We start from the raw sequence: 15844 nt of genomic DNA, 5'->3' as shown, positions 1-15844 counted from the left end.
TTATTGATCCGGCCCTCATTATCTTGAAGGAGGCCGAGATCGGTCCAGATTGATCGGCATGAAGCACGTGGACATGCGCAAGCTGCCGGCGGCGGCGCAAGAGGAGCGCCGGCGTCAAGTGATTGGGCTGCGGGAGCGCGGGCTGACTTACCGGGCGATCGCGGCTCAGGTTGGGCTGTCGCCAACCGGGGTGTTCGACATCTGCCAGCGGTTCGCGACGGAGGGCGCACAGGGGCTGGTGAGCCAGCCGCGCGGGCGCAAGCCGGATGAGCAGCGGCTGCTGAATGCGGCCCAGGAGGCCGAGGTTCGGCGCCTGATCTGCCGGCACACCCCGGACGAACTGGACCTGCCGTTTGCCTTGTGGAGCCGGGAAGCGGTGGGCGCGGTGATCGCGCAGCGCTGCGGGGTCGTGCTCGCCGTGCGGACTGTGGGCAAATACTTGGCGCGCTGGGGCTTCACGGCGCAGAAGCCGTTGCGGCGTGCTTACGAACAGAACCCGGCCGCAGTGCGGCGCTGGCTGCGGCGAGAGTATCCGGCGATCGTCGCGGCGGCCCGGCAGGCGCGCGGCACCATCTTCTGGGGCGATGAAACCGGCCTGCGCGCGGACGACGTGCGCGGCCGCGGCTATGCCCCTCGGGGCCGGACGCCGGTGGTCCGGGTCTGGTACCGGCGTGCTGGACTGAGCCTGATCGCGGCGGTAAGCAATCGCGGCGCAGTGCGCTGGATGATTGTCGACGCGGCGGTGAACGCCGCAACCTTGATCCGTTTCCTGCACCGCCTGATCCGCGATGCTAAGCGCAAGGTGTTCCTGATCCTGGACCGGCTGCAGGTGCACCGGGCCGCCCAGGTTCGCGATTGGCTCAGCGCGCATCGGGCGAAGATCGAGGTCTTCTATCTGCCCGCCTATAGCCCGGAGCTGAATCCGGAGGAGGGCCTGAACGCCGACCTGAAGCAGGTTGTCACCCGCAAGGCGCCCGCGCGCAGCAAACAGCAGCTCAAGCGGGCAACCGTCAGCTACATGCGTAGGCTGTCCAAATTGCCTGCCCGCGTCAGAAGCTACTTTCGCCACAAACCAGTCCGCTACGCCGCATGATGAACATCAAGACAATGAGGGCCGGATCAATAACATAGCACTAGCTCGCAGACCGAGCTACTGTAGAGCCTTAGGTCGCCCGGACAACGGGTTCGGGGAATCGGAGCGGCAGAAGTCGGCTCTGCCGCTCCGGAGGTAAATGCTGCCTCAACGAAGGCTCAGTTCTTCCCGTCAAGGGCCTCATAGAAAGCGGCAAGTCTGTCTGAGATCTCGACATAGAACGGTCCGTTCCACTCTTGAACCCACTTCGGGGCGTTGAGGGTGAAACGGAAATCGTCCGTGTTGTGCTGATCGTCCTGTAACTCGAGAGCCTTCTGGCGCCCCATGGCGATGACTTCGGCTGTGATGTCCCAGGTCGTGTCGCCTTGGGGGTCAACCACCATAGTCTGATCACCAACCCACACTTGCGGCGTAAATTCTGCCACCACCGTTGGGGCATCCTTGGGCATCATCAGCCGGGCCAACTTGATCTTTCAATCATCGAACTCGACAGCGTTCTGGACGATGTAGTCGAACGGGATCAGGGTCAGCAGCGTATGACTGGTGTCGGGCTCGTCCTCCTCGAGAATGACATGACCGCCGACGGCTTCGATCCGGGGCCGGATTTCGTCGGCATAAGCTTTGAGTTGCCGCAAGACGGTTTCCCGATCGCTCTCATTGTCACGGCCATAACCAATTTCGATGGACGGGCAGGCAAACTTCCGGCCTTCATAAAGGCAGCTGTAGGCCATGTGTGGCCAGAATCCATTGGGAAGCTCAATGCCATCCTCGCCGATGAACCGGCTCTCCCTCTCCGTCAGCGGATAGAAGAACCCGTTCTCATCAACACTCCACTCCAGCCCGAGCTTGCTGAACAGGCGTGGTCCCGCGTGCGCCACTTCGCAACACCCATTGGTCGTATAAAGCAGGCCTCCCGCATAGTCGTCAGCATCATCGGTGCACCATTTCTGAACCGGGGGAAGGTCCGCAGTATCCTCGGATTCGTCGCCCTCGTTCTGAGCCTCTTCGAGTTTGGCCGCAACCCAATCCCAGTATCCCCAGCGCGTGTCGCCGTTCTCGACTTCATACTTCCAGTCCTCGGACGGAAAGTCGGGGTGATCGTCCCAGACACTGTCAATCTGCCCGATCAACTCAGCTGCACCTGGGTGAACCGTGTCGGGTTGCGGCTTGACTGCCGCATCGGCAGCAGGCTGGGTTTGGCGCTTCGGCTGCGTTGCCCGGGAGGCCGCGCCTGACAGAGCGCCGAGGACTTCACGAAGGAGCGGCAGCGGCACCCGTAGCGTGTCTGTCGACGTATAGAGGTATTCTTCGTGCGGTGCGTCGAAATATCGGCTGATAATCTCTTTGTTAGAGAGCTTGGTGAGATCGTCACCAGCGTCTGCGGGGTTGCCGGGACTAAACGTCCGGTCGTTGAACAGACTGGACCGGCAGTAATCGGCGACCTCGGCATCGAGAGCTTCTTGTGTTGCCATCACATAGAGGTTGTCTCCATGCTTGTGGCTGACCTGCCCGATGAACAGCGGGATCTCGATGGTCTCGGATGCGCCGATGCCGTCGAGACTGGCCTGAAGCGGCTGGATACGATCGTCCAGCAGCCGCGACAGATTGAGAAGGTGTCCGTAGGGCGTGGGACCGAAGAGCTCAGCCCGCTCCTCGGCGACCATCTGCTCGACGAAGGCCTGGTTTATTGCATAGGCCGAGTTAGCGAGGGGATCACGAACCACGATGATCGTCTCACCCGACGGCAAGGCGACTTCCCCGATGGGCTCGGCCAGCAGCGGGTTGAGATCGCCCGCTTTACCGGCAGCGGTAAGTTCGTTTTGGTTGTGGTAGCCGAACGCGGCGGCAGCAATTTCCAGGGATTGATGACGCTTGCAGGGGATACCGCGGGACTTGAGGACTTTCTCAAGACGATCAAGATGGACGGATAGGGTTTTCATAAGCTGTCTCCTTCAGGGCAGCCGGCATGCTCTATCGAGACGGGGGTTCCATTGACCGCGAGCCGGCTGCCGCAGGATGCAGCAGGGTTGATCGCAGGGTGAGGTTGGACAGGATTCGCCTGCGGCCGAGAGCGGGCCGCGAGAGACAAGGTCTCTTTGGAACCGGCGGGCTTACCTGAGGCCCGTAAGGGATCGAAGGCCCCTTCGGCACGGTCGCTATGGCCGTGGCGGAGAGGTCATCACCATTGTTTTGGGGTCTAGTCCATCTTTTGAGCGATAGACAATCTAAGCGCTGAAGTTAGCTTAGTAAGCCTATTTTGGGGGGAAGCGATGCCGAGGTTTTTGAAAGATGGTGAGATCTTAGAAACAGTTAAGGAGGTAATCCAGGGTGGGCTCGACTGTAGGCTTGCAGTTGCGTACTGGGGGAATGGCGCTGCAGAGAAGATTGGCATTGAAAACGCAGAGGGTGAGAAGGTTCACATCATCTGTGACCCCTGGGGCGGGGCGTGTAGCAAAGACGAACTTCTTTCCCTTTCACGAAATCCTCGAGTCAAGCTACGCCACCTGAAGGACCTGCACGCCAAGGTCTACCTGACGTCAAAAGGCGCTGTGGTCGGATCGGCAAATGCCTCAACAAAAGGACTCGGGAAGTCAGACGGACAACCCATCAATCATGAAGCCGCCGTTCGGTTCGAAACTAATGAGGACTGTAGCGAATTGCGTGACTGGTTCGACAGCAAGTGGAAGGCGGCGCTCCCTCTTGTTGAGCAAACAATCAAGACACTTCCAGCTCTAAAGAAGTCACCTCCAGCACCAAAGATCCTGAAGCCGACTGTTCTTGAGCTGATGGAGATCGATCCAGATTGGTTCAGAGAAAACCGAGTTCGGCTTGTCGTTTACGAAGACGAAGATGCCTCTCAGGAGGCTCTCGATCTTTATGAAAAGACAGCCAGTGAAGTCTATGACAAGGACACACTAGCGGCGTATGACAACGAAGATTCCTGCCCATATTTTGAGATTGAGCCCGGCTGGTCGATTGACACCTCCGAGATTATTGTTTGCTTCTCATACTCCGAACGCAAGAAACCTGAATGGGCAGGGATCTGGACCCTTAAGGACGAGGAGCCTCGCACTGATAAGAACGTGACGATTGTCTTTCTCGACGCCCATAATAATCACCGGAAGGTACGCGATCTAAAGTTACCGGCATCGGAGAGGGCTCTGATTGCGGAGAAGATCGATGCTTACGTTCGGGCGACAGACTTCAGCAAGGATCAATTCGGGGAGTTGATCGATATGAATCTTGCTGACTTCTGGAAAGGTCCGCTTCCGGAGCATCCTTGGTTTCTGAAATTCGATCCAGAAGCCAGAAAGCGAATTATCAATTTTGCAGATAAGCAGGATCGAAACGTCGTGAAAATCTTTGTTGGAAGAATAGGAGCCGGGCAGCGGCCAAACTTTCGCTTCCAGTTCAGAGACGGTGTGAAGGATTATGACGGGAAGACTTACAAAGCGGGAAAGTTCGAAGAGCTGAAGGGCGGTATCAAGAATCCTAAGAACCTCGTTGAGTTCCGTCGAGCGTGAATAGGAGAGACGTGTGAGCCGTATCCTAACTTTGGCGATATTGATCTTAGGCACCATGACGCCAAAAGCCTTTGCTGAAACCTCCTGGCAGCGAGATACTCGGCGTCTATGTACTTCAACTCACCAAGAGGCATGTTGGATCAAATCAGGTGCTGCGCTTTGTGATAAGGACCAGATGCGTTGTGACAAGCCTAACTTTGGCGATATTGATCTTAGGCACCATGACGCCAAAAGCCTTTGCTGAAACCTCCTGGCAGCGAGATACTCGGCGTCTATGTACTTCAACTCACCAAGAGGCATGTTGGATCAAATCAGGTGCTGCGCTTTGTGATAAGGACCAGATGCGTTGTGACAAGCTGCCGGATCATGCTCCTGCCCGCATCATTGGCTATGGCGGGGGCCGCTGGAATGTCCAGACAGCCTATGGCACCGGCTGGGTATCAGAGCGAATGATCATGATGGACTGCCGCTTCATGTCGCCGCCGCATCGGTGTGCGGGAGGCGCGCAGTAGCCATCAAAAGCTTCTCAGCACCATTCGGCACGTGGCGGCGCGACCCTTCCCCTCGGTGCGCCGCCAATCAAAACAGGTCGTTATAACGACTATGCGGCTGCGGTGCCCTCTGCCGACCTTCCGGGGCGAGGAGCGCTGGCCAGGTGCTGCTCGATGAGTTTGCGCGCTTCTGTGTCGGTGACCTGGTTCACCGCTGCGACTTCCTTGATCATATAATCCAGAGCGCTCTCGAAGATCTGCCGTTCGCTGTAGGATGCCTCTTCCTGCTGCGGACCACGGTTCAGATCCCGCAGAACCTCGGCAATGGCTGTCAACTGACCAGTCGCGATGCGCTCCTGAAGGTCGGCCGCACGGCGGTTCCACATGCCGCGCTTGGCACGAGCCTTTCCACTCAGGATTTCAAGGGCCTGTTTGACGACGGCCGGCTCAGACAGCTTTCTCAAGCCGCTGCTTTTCGCTTTGGTGACGGGGATACGGACCGTTACCTTTCCTGAGTCAAGCGAGAGCACAAGGAGTTCAAGTTTGAACCCCGCAACTTCCTGTTCTTCAATTCCTGTGATGAGGCCAAGGCCATGGCCCGGGTATACGACCGTTTCACCGGCTTGGAAGCTTGCAGCATTGTGCTTCGTCGTCATTTAGAAACTTCTCCTTGAGCCACAGGCCATGCTCCATCTGAGATGACTTGTGTCGCAGACGTCGAACTCACTACGCGCACGTGTGGAGCGTAGATGGTCAGAACTCGATATCTTTCGTGCGGTTCCCGCATATCGGCTGCCCGCCTCTGCAGTGCAAGAGGCCTCAATCAGCAATGCTTAACGTGTCCTAAGTTGGACCTGCTGCCATTCCGCAGTCTCATCCTCATCTGCCGGATGCCAGCGTCTAAACGCAACCAGAAGAGGATAGAACCTGTTGGTTAACGCCGTGTTTACGAAATCGGCTGAGGCCTCTCGCCAGAGTAAGGAGGCTTGAGCCCCGCCCTCTGACGGGCCAAGCGGCGAAGCTCCTGACAACCTGCATCGAGGCTCGCTCCTGGCGGATTGATGTGTTTGTAGGTGTCCCAAAAAGCCTTCCTGCCCTCGGGTGAGCGATCGATCCCAGCAAGGATCTCCAGTTGCCCGACCGTACTGACCGCCCGGAGGACTTTCTCGATCGAATGTTCCGGCGGTGCTTTCCTGCGCTTGCCCGGCATATTGGCCTCCTGATCGGCATTGAAACTACGAAAAATTTGCAGATAATCGCCTCGGTCCCAGAACCGGAGAGAACTGGCGTGCAGATGATGGCGGCAATCATGAGCGAGGGCATTCCTGGCCCGTTCATGCCCTTCGTGCGCCCGAAATCCACTCGTCTCGCTCGAATAGTGGCGCCGCGCGCCCGGTGAAGCGTCCTCGCTGAGCATTCTCGGGGCGCATGCGCCCTGCCCGCGGCGTCCAGTCTAGCCATGATCCCGTCCGCCCTCTTGCGAGGGGTGGATCAGCGCACCTTCGAGAGAGCGAGCCATGACCATTTTCTACACGAGCGACACGCATTTCCGGCACAAGGCCGTTTTGCACTTTGACAGCCGCCCCTTCATCACCATTGAGGAGATGGAGGAGGAGATCATCCGGCGCTGGAACCAGCGCGTCCGGCCCACCGACACCGTGTGGCACTTGGGTGACTTCGTATGGGGCAAGGGCCAGCAGGCCGCAGCCATCCTCTCGCGCCTTAATGGCCAGAAGCATTTCGTGTGGGGCAATCACGATCATTCGACCGTGAAGCGCCTGCCGGAGTGGGTATCCTCACAGCCCTATGCAGAAATCCGGGACGGTCAGGATTTTGTCGTCCTGAGTCATTACGGGCACCGGGTCTGGAACAAGGCCCACTATGGCGCCTTCCATCTGTACGGTCATTCCCACGGCTCCCTGCCTCCGCAGGGGCGCTCCCATGATGTGGGGACGAATGTCTGGGACTATCGGCCGGTCGTACTGGCAGAGGTGAAGGAGCGGCTGTATGCGCTTGGCCTGCTTGAAAGCTATGGCATCCACCACGGGTAGGAAACGAGAGCCGGTGATTAAAACAGGCTCCACACGATTGGCGGCGCCCCTCCTGACGCCGCTAATCAAAGCGTGCTCGCCTGCGAGGGGCCGAGGCTTCGGCCCGCCCAGAATTCGGGGCGGAAGTGGCCTACTATGCTCAACCTGAAGTCATGCTGATGGCTGCGTAGAGTCCAAGCCATCAGCCTCCTGAACAATCGGCGCTGTTCAGGAGAGGCCGTTCGTTGAATCCGCCTTCGCGAGGCCCTGGCTCAGGCAGGGCTGTTGTCAGCTGGCATTCCGTTTGCGGGTGGCTGCCGCCTTTTTCGCAGAGGCTGAACGGGCAGCGGCAGGACGTGCGGCCGAGGCTGCTCCGCCACGAGCGCCACCCTTTTTCGATGACGTGTTAGTGTCCGCCTTGCCACGGCCGGAGCCGCTCTTGTTGCCACCTCCAGTCTCTTTGTTGACGGTCGCCCAGGCGCGCTTTTCGGCTTCCTTCTCTGGAACGCCACGCTTCTCGTAGCCTTCTTCGATATGCTCAGCTTGGCGCTTCTGTTTCTCGGTATAGCTGGACTTGTCACCGCGGGGCATGAACCAACTCCTTAAGCTTCACTATGGATGGGAACGCGAAATCCGCGATAGCGGTTCCTGTTGGCATGGGTGCTCGCGTTGCTTCAGACCTCAATCTATGCGGGCGCTGCAGGTCGCTAGCATCGAGCTGGCTGCCGGTGGGGCGGGTCTAGCGCTCGCCCATGCGCTTGAGTTCTCAAGCACGTGGCCGCCGCCTCTTCCTCTTTCCGGGCGTTTGGACTGTAGCAGCCAGCCGATTAGAGGGATTTCATGAGACAGGATTGAGCCAACGTTCACGGCTCGTGGACTGTGTGGTGCATCCTCAGAAGCAGTCAGGCAGCCAAAGCCAGTTCTGGACGGGAAGAGGTCTCGGCCTCGTCGTCCTCGCAGGCGAAGGCGAGCACGCTTTCGTCATGAAGCTGCTGCCAATCGATCTCTCCTGCCTCGAGGAGCTCGCGCATCTGCTCACGGGCGCGGTGCAGCCGTGCCTCGAAGGGGCTTAAGGGGACGGGCATTCTCAGATCGAGAAGCGCCGGGGGATGGCGGTTCTCGCCGGCCGGAGCCTGTAGGGCTTCTACCTGCTTCCGATACCAGTCAGTCATGATCTGGGCGAGGAACTGGTTGGTCTTGCTGATCCCGGCTTTCCGCGCCTCGACGCGCGCCTTGGTGCCATAGGCCTGGGAGTCTACGGTGGCGACGCGAGGATGATGGCGGAGTTCGGCGGCTCCGACCCCTTTGAGGCCGAAGAGGTGGAGTTGGATGGGTGTCCCGCGCAATTCGCGATCCAGCGTCTCGATGACCTGCAGGATGCCCTGGGGCCCGTGGAGGTGCCGTCGGCACATAGAGCCGACACCAACGATCGGGAAGCCTGAGAGGTCGGGCATGCGCTCCAGGCAGCGGACGTAATCCTCCGGCAACCAGCCCTGCAGGACAGGCATCAAGCGGTTCAGGATGCCGCGTTCTCGGGCACCCCGGATACAGGCCCGATTGAGGTCGACCGTCCCGGAGATCCGGTCCAGAACCAGATCTCGGTTTCGGGCAATCTCCGGCTCGACGCAGAGGTCCATTGAAGCGAACCAGCTCCAGGGGTATGCCGCGCCAAGGTCGAGATACTGGTCGACTGTCCAGCCAAAGCCCCTGTACCGGCTCGCAGCGACAAAACCTGCGCTATCAAGATATGCTTCTAAACCATTGAGAAGTTTGAGGTTGCTGGTCCTGAAGCCGTACCAGACGGGGATACCTTTGGCGTCCCTTTTCCAGATCGACAGGGCATTGGCACTGATCAGGACCGGCGCATTCAGGGATCGGGCAGCGTCGATCAGTGGCCCTCTCATCACATGAGGGAGGCCGAGCAAAAACTTGAGCATGGGTTCTTTGTCCGGAATGGCGGGGATTGTCAGTCCGCAACGGGCAAAGAAAAAGGACCGGCGAAATACCGATCCTTCTGGATATTCAGGATGTTAGCAGCTTTGGCTAAAGCAATGTCTTAGTGCGAATGGCGCTTGTTGTACCATTCGTTCGCCTTCAGGGCCGCAAAGCCGAGCAATACGACAATGCCAGGCATTACGACCGAAACGATCAGTGTCTGTCCAGTCATTGCTTCAAGCCTCCAAGAGCCATTCTTGCAAATATATGTAACATCACGGCAGCGAATGTCCAACCCGCGGCGATGGGTAAGAGTTGCACGAAATCGGCACCGTTTGCGAAGCCGCCAATGTTATAGAGATACCCAGCCAGCGGAGTGGCGATGCCGACCGTGAAGCAGGCCGTCGATGCGCGATCGAAGGCATTGGCGAGGAGCCGTTGCCGCTCGTTGTAGATCAGGCTCACTGCAGAATACCTCCTCGTAAGCGCGGTGTCGCCGTCAAAGCATCAGTACCTTTTGGGGTTTGATCTCTCTCAGGCTTACAATCCGGGAGAGACCAGAAATTCAGGCAACCTTGCTTCCGGACTGCGCAGCAATCGTAGCGAGAGCTGCCTCGGCCCCTTGCTGCAGACGCAGATCGGCCAACTGCTGGCGAAGGCTCAGGTACAGCGGCCGGAAGGCAGGGCCTTTCTCTTCGACAAGGTCGGCCAGGATGTTCACGGCTTTGAGGAGTTTCTCCTCGGTGATCGGTCCCCGGTCGTGGTTCAGCCAAGCCGTCATGGTGCGTACTCCTTACAAACGAGGAGGCACACTGCCGCGATCATCTTGCTACAAGGTTAAGCTTGCCCGAAGCTTGTAGAGGGCTTCCGAGCTATCGGGAGAGGCCCCATCGGCGCCACCTTCGCACAATGCTGATGCAGTAACGAAATTGGCGGGGAAAGGGGGCTCCCATGTGCAAGAGACAGGTTGAGAGGCGGCCGGCACCGCCGAAACCGTGCAATGACAACGAACCACGCGGTTACAAGCCATTCGTGCCGAGGCGGCCGATCGCCTACCGTACGGGCATTCTGGCGGCAGCTTTAGAGCGGACGGAACGTGTCAGGCTGGATGTTCTGGCTGCTGGCGTGGTGACGATCCAGGGACAGGGTGCAAGGCCAAAAAAGAAGCGCCCGTCGTCTCAGCGGGCGCTTTAAGGATCCGGCCGTAGGGGCAGATAGACCGGTTCTGGCCACTCAATCAGGTTCGTTCGCCGCGGTCAGTCGGGTAGAAGACAATTCTCGTAAGATGTTTCGCCGGGCATATCGCGACTGGGCGGCCCATAAAATTGCCACGGTTGAACGGCCAAGGTCGGCTTGTGCGGTTTCAGCCTCCTTGAGCCGCATACGCCCTGGCTGAGGATCCACCCGATTTCCTTGGCCGGGGCTCAACCGCCCTCAGCCGGAGGTCTGATGAGACCCCTCGGTGCGGGCGTTTTGCTGTCCGCCGAGCGATAAAGGCTCTGTTAACCATCCTCAGCCACGATTCTTTGCCTGATCAAGACTGGGGGAAATGGCATGAATGTCGTGGTTTTTGCATCCCGCAAGGGCGGTTCTGGGAAGAGCACCCTTGCCGCGCATCTGGGGAGCTATATGGCCGAGAATGCTCGTCCGACGCTGCTGATTGATGCGGACCCGCAGGGGTCGTTGGCCCTTTGGCACCGGGTCCGGGGCTCACGGGATCTTCCGCTCCACGTTGGCACCAAGCACCTTGCGGCCACCCTGGCGAAGGCGCAGCGCGCCGGGGCTGAATGGGTCCTGATCGACACGCCGCCGAACGCGGAAGCCCCCGTGGCCGAGGCAATCTGGCACGCGGATCTGGTCGTGATCCCGATGCGTCCGGGGCTGTTCGATGTCGACGCCGTGCAGGCCACGATCCAAATGTGCCGTGAACTCAAGAAGCCTTATGCGGTGGTGATCAACGCTGCGCCGGCCAAGAACGGCTCGGAGGATCCGATGGTTGTGGATGCACGCGGGGCGATGCAGGCACTCGAGGTTCCAACATGGGCCGGTCAGATCACCCATCGCCCTGAGTTGTCGCTCTCCCTGGCCCATGGAGCTGGTGTTAACGAGGCCCACTCCGGATCGGCGGCATCGGAGGAAATCGGCAGCCTCTGGCGGGCGCTCACAAGGAGCTTTGAGGCGATGAAAGCCATGTCGGGCATCCAGGCTCAATCCGCTTAGCGAGCTGATGGGGGCTGCCGAAATGGCCAGTTACAGGGTCTCGTTGTAAGGGAAGCCTTCGGACGCACCGATGAATTTTTCTAGGTGCGTCCATCCAAACCTAACCAAAGACTTCGTGGTAGGTGATCGCCGCAAAGATGAGCGGGACGATGACCGCAAAGATCCACAGCGCGAATGACACGATGATCGTCACTACGACATCGAACACGGCATAGGCGTAGCCGCGGAAAGTGCCAGCCGCCCGTTGCGCCTTGAACTCCTGGATCCGGCCGATCGGCGCGAGCACTGGGCTGACGGCGACGTAGCCCCAACGCTGGAAAAGGGTCTTGAGGCCTGCGGCGACCGCCCCTGGTATGGCCCGGTGATGCTTCCGTAGTCCGCTCCAAGTGTGGAGGACCAGGAAGGTTGGCATGAGGACGTACCAGACTTGGCCAGCCACTTCAGTATATTCGCGGATGTCGGCCCAACCCCACTTGTGGAGCATCCTGCCGACGATCCATGCCATGCCGAACGGCAGGCCGATGCCGAGGACCGCGCCGGCGAGCCATGGTCCGCCTTGGGCCTTCTCCTTCCGGATATCAGAGATGTATTCCGCCGGGACGTCGTAGAAGAAGGCCTTCCCGAACACCCAGGCGAGCCACCCCGCCACGAGCACGGCTCCGATTGCGAGCACGGCCCAGAACCCGCCTTGGAGCGAACTGAGGACGGCATCGCGACCAAACAGGAGGACGAGGAGGATGGCGCCGAGGAGAATCTTGATGATGTCGGCGTCTCGGGATGACATCTCGGCCTCTCAGTCCGCCAGCCACTTGGCGTAAGCGCGCATGTCGATCATCGGGACGGTCGCACTCGCCTGGAGCCTTGCGATCAGCTCGAACAGGAATGCCGTCGCCGGCTTGCCTTCGAGGGTGAAGGCGTAGGACTCATCCTCGCAGCGGCTGAAGTGGCCGTGCGCTGCCACGCATCCGAGATCCAGGCTGCCATCCGGGTCGCCGGCGGCGAGCGCCTGCTGCAGCGGCTGGCCGAAAGGCGTCTTCCATGTGCTCTCGAAAGTCAGCAGTCCACCAAGGATGCGGTGGAGCGGCTTTGGCTTCGCGATGCCGCTTACGTTAGGGACAGGGAGGCTAGTCCGGTACAGACGGCGGACGCTGGCGATCTTGTCCTGGGCGTAGCGAACGTTTTCCACGTCGATCGCCTGCTTGGCCTCGAACACGGCGTAAACGCTCTCGGCAGGAATGATCTTCTGGCCTTCGATCGTGAAGATGAAGGGGCTGTACTGCCGGTCGAACACGACGACGTCGATCTGCTGGCTGAACTTGCCGTTGCTGTCGACGACCGTCGCCCGGGCGACGCTGTAACGCTTGGGCAGGTAGTTGCCCAAGAGTTGAAGCCAGACGTTCTCCGTTGCATCTCCCTTTAGGACGGGATGTCCGAGGAGCGCCCGCGAGTGTTCGAGTTTCTGGTGAATCTCGGTGTGGAGACCGGCGAGGAGATTGGCGAGGTTCCACTCGGTCATTTCACGACCCAGTCCCAAGATGCGGCTGACAGGGCGTTCTTGGCGGCGCTGGCGATCACGGCCTTCTGCATCGCGGTCAACTCGTCGGAAAGGATGTTGTTGGTGTTGGCGGGATCGACGACCCGGGCGAGTGGGAAACGGTCACGCAAGTACGTCAGGCAGGTCACGACTTTGCCGCTAAGGCCGATGCTGTAGGTGTTCCTCAGGGCCTCAATGACGCTGAGCTCAAGATAGAAGGACGGGAAATCCAAACCCTTCTGGTTTCGCCAGAGCTTGAGGATCCGGATCTCATCCCGCCGGCCGCAGTTGCCCACGATGTCAATGTGTCGGGCCACGTTTGTCTTCGTCCAGGTGTCGGCCTTGCTTCGGTAGAGGCTATGGTCCTGGCTATAGCCGTCCTGTCGCTTTGCCGGCACAACGTCGACGTCGAACCCATTCACCTTGACGCCAAGCGACACATTCTGGCGGCGGGGCGTGAAGCCATTGCCCTTCAGATGGTCGTGGAGCTTGTCATAAACCTCTTTAAGGGTTTCCCGGGTCTCGGGCCGTAAGGAGACGAATATGTCGATGTCGGTCCCGCTACGATTAGCCGTCCCTTTGGCGAACGACCCACTCGGGGTGATCGCCGCTAAGTAGTCGGCCCTGAACAATGCCGTTTGATCAGGCGGCAATTGCATTCCCGGGTTCGTGGGCAGTATCCGATTGCGCGGATGACCCCAGCAGGGCTGCCATGAGCCAGGCGACAAAAAGTCTGAGCCAGTTCAGGATCAGCCGCAGATTGTGTCCGGCGGCCACCAGCAGCGCATTCATCGCATCGCCGGCTGCTCCGAGCAGGTGATTGCGTCCCAACCGCCCGTCCGCCTTCATGTGTCCGATCATCGGCTCGATCGCTGAGCGGCGTCTCAGCTCCCGTTTGATCGTCGGTGTGAGGCCACGTCGCTGTCGTGTAATGAACACCCGGTCGTTCTTGGCGTAGTCGTGCCCGCGATAGCCCTGGTCGACGTAGATGCGAGCCGGCTCAACCCCGCTCAGGACCACGACCTGATCGATTGTCGTGCTGAGCGTATGACCATCATACGGATTGCCCTCCAGCGATTTGGAGGCGAGCACGAAGCCTTCACGGTTGGTCACCGCCAGCGCGACCTTGCTGCCGAACTCATACGGCCGGTGCGCCTTGCCTTTGGCGATGCACACCACCTCGGGCGCGTGCAGGCTGTAGAGCTTGTTCTTGCTCGTGCGCTCCTGGGACAGAAGACGCTCCGTCAGGCCGAGCAGAGGAGCAAATCGGCGTGAGAGAACCTCATCCCCGGCGACTTTCCTGGCGATATCGCGATAGACCCGGCCCAAATAGGTCTTCAGCCGCTTCAGTTCGCGGCGCATGCGCCGCATCTGGCGGGCATGGGCATAGCGGCCGACCTGCACGGCGGCGCGTTTGGCCAGACGGGTGTGGGCCTGCCGCAGCTCGAGGCCGTGCCGTTTGGCCTGCCGCACCAAGGCAAGCAGAGCCTTGAGAGAGAGCTTGGCGTCGGTGGGATGAGTGATCGCCTTGGGCTGCACCGTGGTGTCGACGCTGATCCGCTCCAGGCTCGACGACCGCACCGCGCCACTGTCCAGTCCGGCCTGGATCGTCTCAGCCAGCAGTGTCTCCAGTCCGGCGGGTCCGAGCCGCTTGCGCCAGCGCGTCAGTGAGCTGGGATCGCACGGCAGCTCATGCTGGAAGTACTCACAGCCACAGAACCACTGGTAATACGGGTTCTCGATCCAGCGCTGCACCACCGCCTCATCGGACAGGTTGAAGGTGTGCTGGAGATACGACAGCCCCACCATCAGCCGGGTGGGTTTGGCGGGCCGCCCCAGGGGCCGATAGAAGCGGCCGAACTCCTGATCGAACCTGTCCCAGTCGATCAGACTGGCCAGGCGAAAGAGCTCGTGACGGTGATCGAGGATCTGATCGAGACGGCTGCGATAGAGATCGCCGGAACTCGGCAGCGTTGGCTTGGGTCCCATGGAAATACACCAGCTTTGAGCGGGTCAGCACCCAGGAACTGGCATTTTACAATGGTTCGTGACGACGAAGAATCCTTCCGCCCCAACAAGTTGTGGGTTATTCAGGGCCAACTAAGTATTCTCCAGCCCAATTCTGCAGGATAGGCACGAGGATCGTTTTGCAGACGTTGAGGGGGGTGTAGAGGCCGACCGGGATCGTCTCGCGGATAAGGATGTTACGGAGATACTGATCTGGCGAAATCATGAGGGACTGTGGCGGGAATGAGGCATCTCAAGCTACCTGAGGCGGAGGTGCACGCAAGAGCCACATGTTGATTGTCCCCGCCAGACAAAGAAAAGGCCCCTCATGGCGACCGTTCGGTCCCCATCTCTAGTCTGTTGCGGCCAGGTTAGCCGAGGGAGTAGGGCTTCAGACCTTCATCTCGATGCGGATACCGTGAAGGGTCTGGTCGGAGCCGTTGAGCACACGCCCCGCCGGCTGTGGGGCCATGTGAACGACAAGACATCCCTGACCGTCCCAGGATTGAACGGCCTGGATCACATCCCGGTTGGGCGGCAGTTGCGTGCCGTCCGGCGCATAATCGTAGATCGGCGGCTTTATCGCGTCGAACACGAACACGGAGGGCCAGCGATGGTGATGGACGGGTTCCTCGTCGTTCGGTTCGAGGATCACCTCAAGAACCCGGAGCCGGTCGTTCTCGAATAAGACCTTGTGGTGGTCCGGGGCGGCAATCACCGCGTCCAGTGCCGGATCCCAGGTTGATGGGTCGAGACCCGCTTGGTCGTTTGCCATGGCGTTCTCCCTCGTGGAGCCCCCAAGCCCAAGCCAACCAGCCCTAATGTACCAGAGTTCTCAAGCTTCTGGGAGCGGCCGAGACTGCGTGGCGTGATCCGAGGAAAGGTCTCTATGGGATAGGCACGCGCAAAGCGGCTGCGAGTCTCGCATAACGCGCAGTATGGAACGCTGAGCTCCAACCAAGCCGCGAGGCTGTTGCCGTTCTCCCTTTGCACCCCATAAAAGGCTCCGC

The 15844-nt window shown here is 59.8% G+C and carries 17 protein-coding genes; 5 read left to right on the top strand and 12 right to left on the bottom strand.

Features of this window, described 5'->3' with window-relative positions; translation table 11 throughout:
- The first annotated feature begins 58 nt into the window (after nt 1-58).
- On the top strand, nt 59-1093 hold the full coding sequence (locus DDF70_RS23805) for an IS630 family transposase (RefSeq protein WP_114944487.1): 1035 nt from the start codon (nt 59-61) through the stop codon (nt 1091-1093).
- 158 nt (nt 1094-1251) lie between these two features.
- Here the strand turns inward: DDF70_RS23805 and DDF70_RS23800 are convergent, their stop codons facing one another.
- Nucleotides 1252-1476 (bottom strand): hypothetical protein, encoded by a 225-nt coding sequence (locus DDF70_RS23800; protein WP_162820614.1) that lies wholly within the window; start codon nt 1474-1476, stop codon nt 1252-1254.
- A 90-nt stretch (nt 1477-1566) separates the two neighbouring features.
- Nucleotides 1567-3033 carry a hypothetical protein gene (locus tag DDF70_RS23795; RefSeq protein ID WP_114947295.1) on the bottom strand — a complete coding sequence of 489 codons (1467 nt, stop codon included), beginning with the start codon at nt 3031-3033 and terminating at the stop codon, nt 1567-1569.
- Between the two features lie 330 nt (nt 3034-3363).
- Here DDF70_RS23795 and DDF70_RS23790 point away from each other — a divergent pair, with 330 nt between their 5' ends.
- Complete coding sequence (locus tag DDF70_RS23790; protein ID WP_114947294.1) at nt 3364-4617, top strand: phospholipase D family protein; 1254 nt, start codon at nt 3364-3366, stop codon at nt 4615-4617.
- Between the two features lie 601 nt (nt 4618-5218).
- On the opposite strand, the gene DDF70_RS23785 is transcribed toward DDF70_RS23790, so the two are convergent.
- Complete coding sequence (locus tag DDF70_RS23785; RefSeq protein WP_114947293.1) at nt 5219-5764, bottom strand: CarD family transcriptional regulator; 546 nt, start codon at nt 5762-5764, stop codon at nt 5219-5221.
- Nucleotides 5765-6240: 476 nt separating this feature from the next.
- On the opposite strand from DDF70_RS23785, the gene DDF70_RS36850 reads away from it, so the two are divergent.
- Together DDF70_RS36850 and DDF70_RS23775 are read left to right on the top strand one after the other, a co-directional pair.
- Entirely contained in the window at nt 6241-6507 is a 267-nt protein-coding gene (locus DDF70_RS36850; RefSeq protein WP_162820613.1) for a hypothetical protein, read from the top strand.
- 118 nt (nt 6508-6625) lie between these two features.
- Nucleotides 6626-7159, top strand: coding sequence for a metallophosphoesterase family protein (locus tag DDF70_RS23775; RefSeq protein ID WP_114947291.1), 534 nt, complete (start codon nt 6626-6628; stop codon nt 7157-7159).
- A 267-nt stretch (nt 7160-7426) separates the two neighbouring features.
- On the opposite strand, the gene DDF70_RS23770 is transcribed toward DDF70_RS23775, so the two are convergent.
- The 4 genes from DDF70_RS23770 to DDF70_RS23755 form a co-directional block, all read right to left on the bottom strand.
- Entirely contained in the window at nt 7427-7729 is a 303-nt protein-coding gene (locus DDF70_RS23770; RefSeq protein WP_114947290.1) for a plasmid stabilization protein, read from the bottom strand.
- Nucleotides 7730-8040: 311 nt separating this feature from the next.
- The gene (locus tag DDF70_RS23765; RefSeq protein ID WP_114947289.1) at nt 8041-9075 is read right to left on the bottom strand and encodes a deazapurine DNA modification protein DpdA family protein; all 1035 of its coding nucleotides are present in this window, start codon (nt 9073-9075) and stop codon (nt 8041-8043) included.
- A 226-nt stretch (nt 9076-9301) separates the two neighbouring features.
- Nucleotides 9302-9538 (bottom strand): hypothetical protein, encoded by a 237-nt coding sequence (locus DDF70_RS23760; RefSeq protein WP_114947288.1) that lies wholly within the window; start codon nt 9536-9538, stop codon nt 9302-9304.
- Nucleotides 9539-9638: 100 nt separating this feature from the next.
- Nucleotides 9639-9854, bottom strand: coding sequence for a hypothetical protein (locus DDF70_RS23755; RefSeq protein WP_114947287.1), 216 nt, complete (start codon nt 9852-9854; stop codon nt 9639-9641).
- Nucleotides 9855-10627: 773 nt separating this feature from the next.
- Here DDF70_RS23755 and DDF70_RS23750 point away from each other — a divergent pair.
- Nucleotides 10628-11293, top strand: a complete 666-nt coding sequence (locus DDF70_RS23750; protein ID WP_114947286.1) for a ParA family protein — start codon at nt 10628-10630, stop codon at nt 11291-11293.
- A 100-nt stretch (nt 11294-11393) separates the two neighbouring features.
- Here DDF70_RS23750 and DDF70_RS23745 read toward each other — a convergent pair whose 3' ends face one another.
- The 5 genes from DDF70_RS23745 to DDF70_RS23725 form a co-directional block, all read right to left on the bottom strand.
- Nucleotides 11394-12077 carry a hypothetical protein gene (locus DDF70_RS23745; RefSeq protein ID WP_114947285.1) on the bottom strand — a complete coding sequence of 228 codons (684 nt, stop codon included), beginning with the start codon at nt 12075-12077 and terminating at the stop codon, nt 11394-11396.
- Between the two features lie 9 nt (nt 12078-12086).
- Nucleotides 12087-12809: a DUF6602 domain-containing protein gene (locus tag DDF70_RS23740; RefSeq protein WP_114947284.1), complete on the bottom strand. Its 723-nt coding sequence runs from the start codon at nt 12807-12809 to the stop codon at nt 12087-12089.
- On the bottom strand, nt 12806-13486 hold the full coding sequence (locus tag DDF70_RS23735; protein ID WP_114947283.1) for a nucleotidyltransferase domain-containing protein: 681 nt from the start codon (nt 13484-13486) through the stop codon (nt 12806-12808). The genes DDF70_RS23740 and DDF70_RS23735 overlap by 4 nt, the downstream gene beginning before the upstream one ends.
- Nucleotides 13470-14816, bottom strand: coding sequence for an IS5 family transposase (locus DDF70_RS23730; RefSeq protein WP_114947282.1), 1347 nt, complete (start codon nt 14814-14816; stop codon nt 13470-13472). Before DDF70_RS23730 ends, DDF70_RS23735 begins: the two co-directional genes overlap by 17 nt.
- Before the next feature lie 409 nt (nt 14817-15225).
- Nucleotides 15226-15609, bottom strand: a complete 384-nt coding sequence (locus DDF70_RS23725) for a hypothetical protein (RefSeq protein WP_114947281.1) — start codon at nt 15607-15609, stop codon at nt 15226-15228.
- Nucleotides 15610-15844 lie beyond the last annotated feature (235 nt).

The organism is Microvirga calopogonii (assembly GCF_003347665.1).
In the GTDB taxonomy this organism is placed as follows: Bacteria; Pseudomonadota; Alphaproteobacteria; order Rhizobiales; family Beijerinckiaceae; genus Microvirga; species Microvirga calopogonii.
This window is presented reverse-complemented; position numbering and strand designations above follow the sequence as displayed.

Excerpts from the sequence above, each read along its gene's own strand:
- DDF70_RS23770 (WP_114947290.1), bottom strand. The coding sequence starts at position 7,729 with ATGCCCCGCGGTGACAAGTCCAGCTATACCGAGAAACAGAAGCGCCAA.
- DDF70_RS23750 (WP_114947286.1), top strand. The coding sequence starts at position 10,628 with ATGAATGTCGTGGTTTTTGCATCCCGCAAGGGCGGTTCTGGGAAGAGC.
- DDF70_RS23800 (WP_162820614.1), bottom strand. The coding sequence starts at position 1,476 with ATGGTGGTTGACCCCCAAGGCGACACGACCTGGGACATCACAGCCGAA.
- DDF70_RS23765 (WP_114947289.1), bottom strand. The coding sequence starts at position 9,075 with ATGCTCAAGTTTTTGCTCGGCCTCCCTCATGTGATGAGAGGGCCACTG.
- DDF70_RS23775 (WP_114947291.1), top strand. The coding sequence starts at position 6,626 with ATGACCATTTTCTACACGAGCGACACGCATTTCCGGCACAAGGCCGTT.
- DDF70_RS23805 (WP_114944487.1), top strand. The coding sequence starts at position 59 with ATGAAGCACGTGGACATGCGCAAGCTGCCGGCGGCGGCGCAAGAGGAG.
- DDF70_RS23730 (WP_114947282.1), bottom strand. The coding sequence starts at position 14,816 with ATGGGACCCAAGCCAACGCTGCCGAGTTCCGGCGATCTCTATCGCAGC.
- DDF70_RS23790 (WP_114947294.1), top strand. The coding sequence starts at position 3,364 with ATGCCGAGGTTTTTGAAAGATGGTGAGATCTTAGAAACAGTTAAGGAG.
- DDF70_RS23795 (WP_114947295.1), bottom strand. The coding sequence starts at position 3,033 with ATGAAAACCCTATCCGTCCATCTTGATCGTCTTGAGAAAGTCCTCAAG.
- DDF70_RS23735 (WP_114947283.1), bottom strand. The coding sequence starts at position 13,486 with ATGCAATTGCCGCCTGATCAAACGGCATTGTTCAGGGCCGACTACTTA.
- DDF70_RS23785 (WP_114947293.1), bottom strand. The coding sequence starts at position 5,764 with ATGACGACGAAGCACAATGCTGCAAGCTTCCAAGCCGGTGAAACGGTC.
- DDF70_RS23755 (WP_114947287.1), bottom strand. The coding sequence starts at position 9,854 with ATGACGGCTTGGCTGAACCACGACCGGGGACCGATCACCGAGGAGAAA.
- DDF70_RS23740 (WP_114947284.1), bottom strand. The coding sequence starts at position 12,809 with ATGACCGAGTGGAACCTCGCCAATCTCCTCGCCGGTCTCCACACCGAG.
- DDF70_RS23745 (WP_114947285.1), bottom strand. The coding sequence starts at position 12,077 with ATGTCATCCCGAGACGCCGACATCATCAAGATTCTCCTCGGCGCCATC.
- DDF70_RS23725 (WP_114947281.1), bottom strand. The coding sequence starts at position 15,609 with ATGGCAAACGACCAAGCGGGTCTCGACCCATCAACCTGGGATCCGGCA.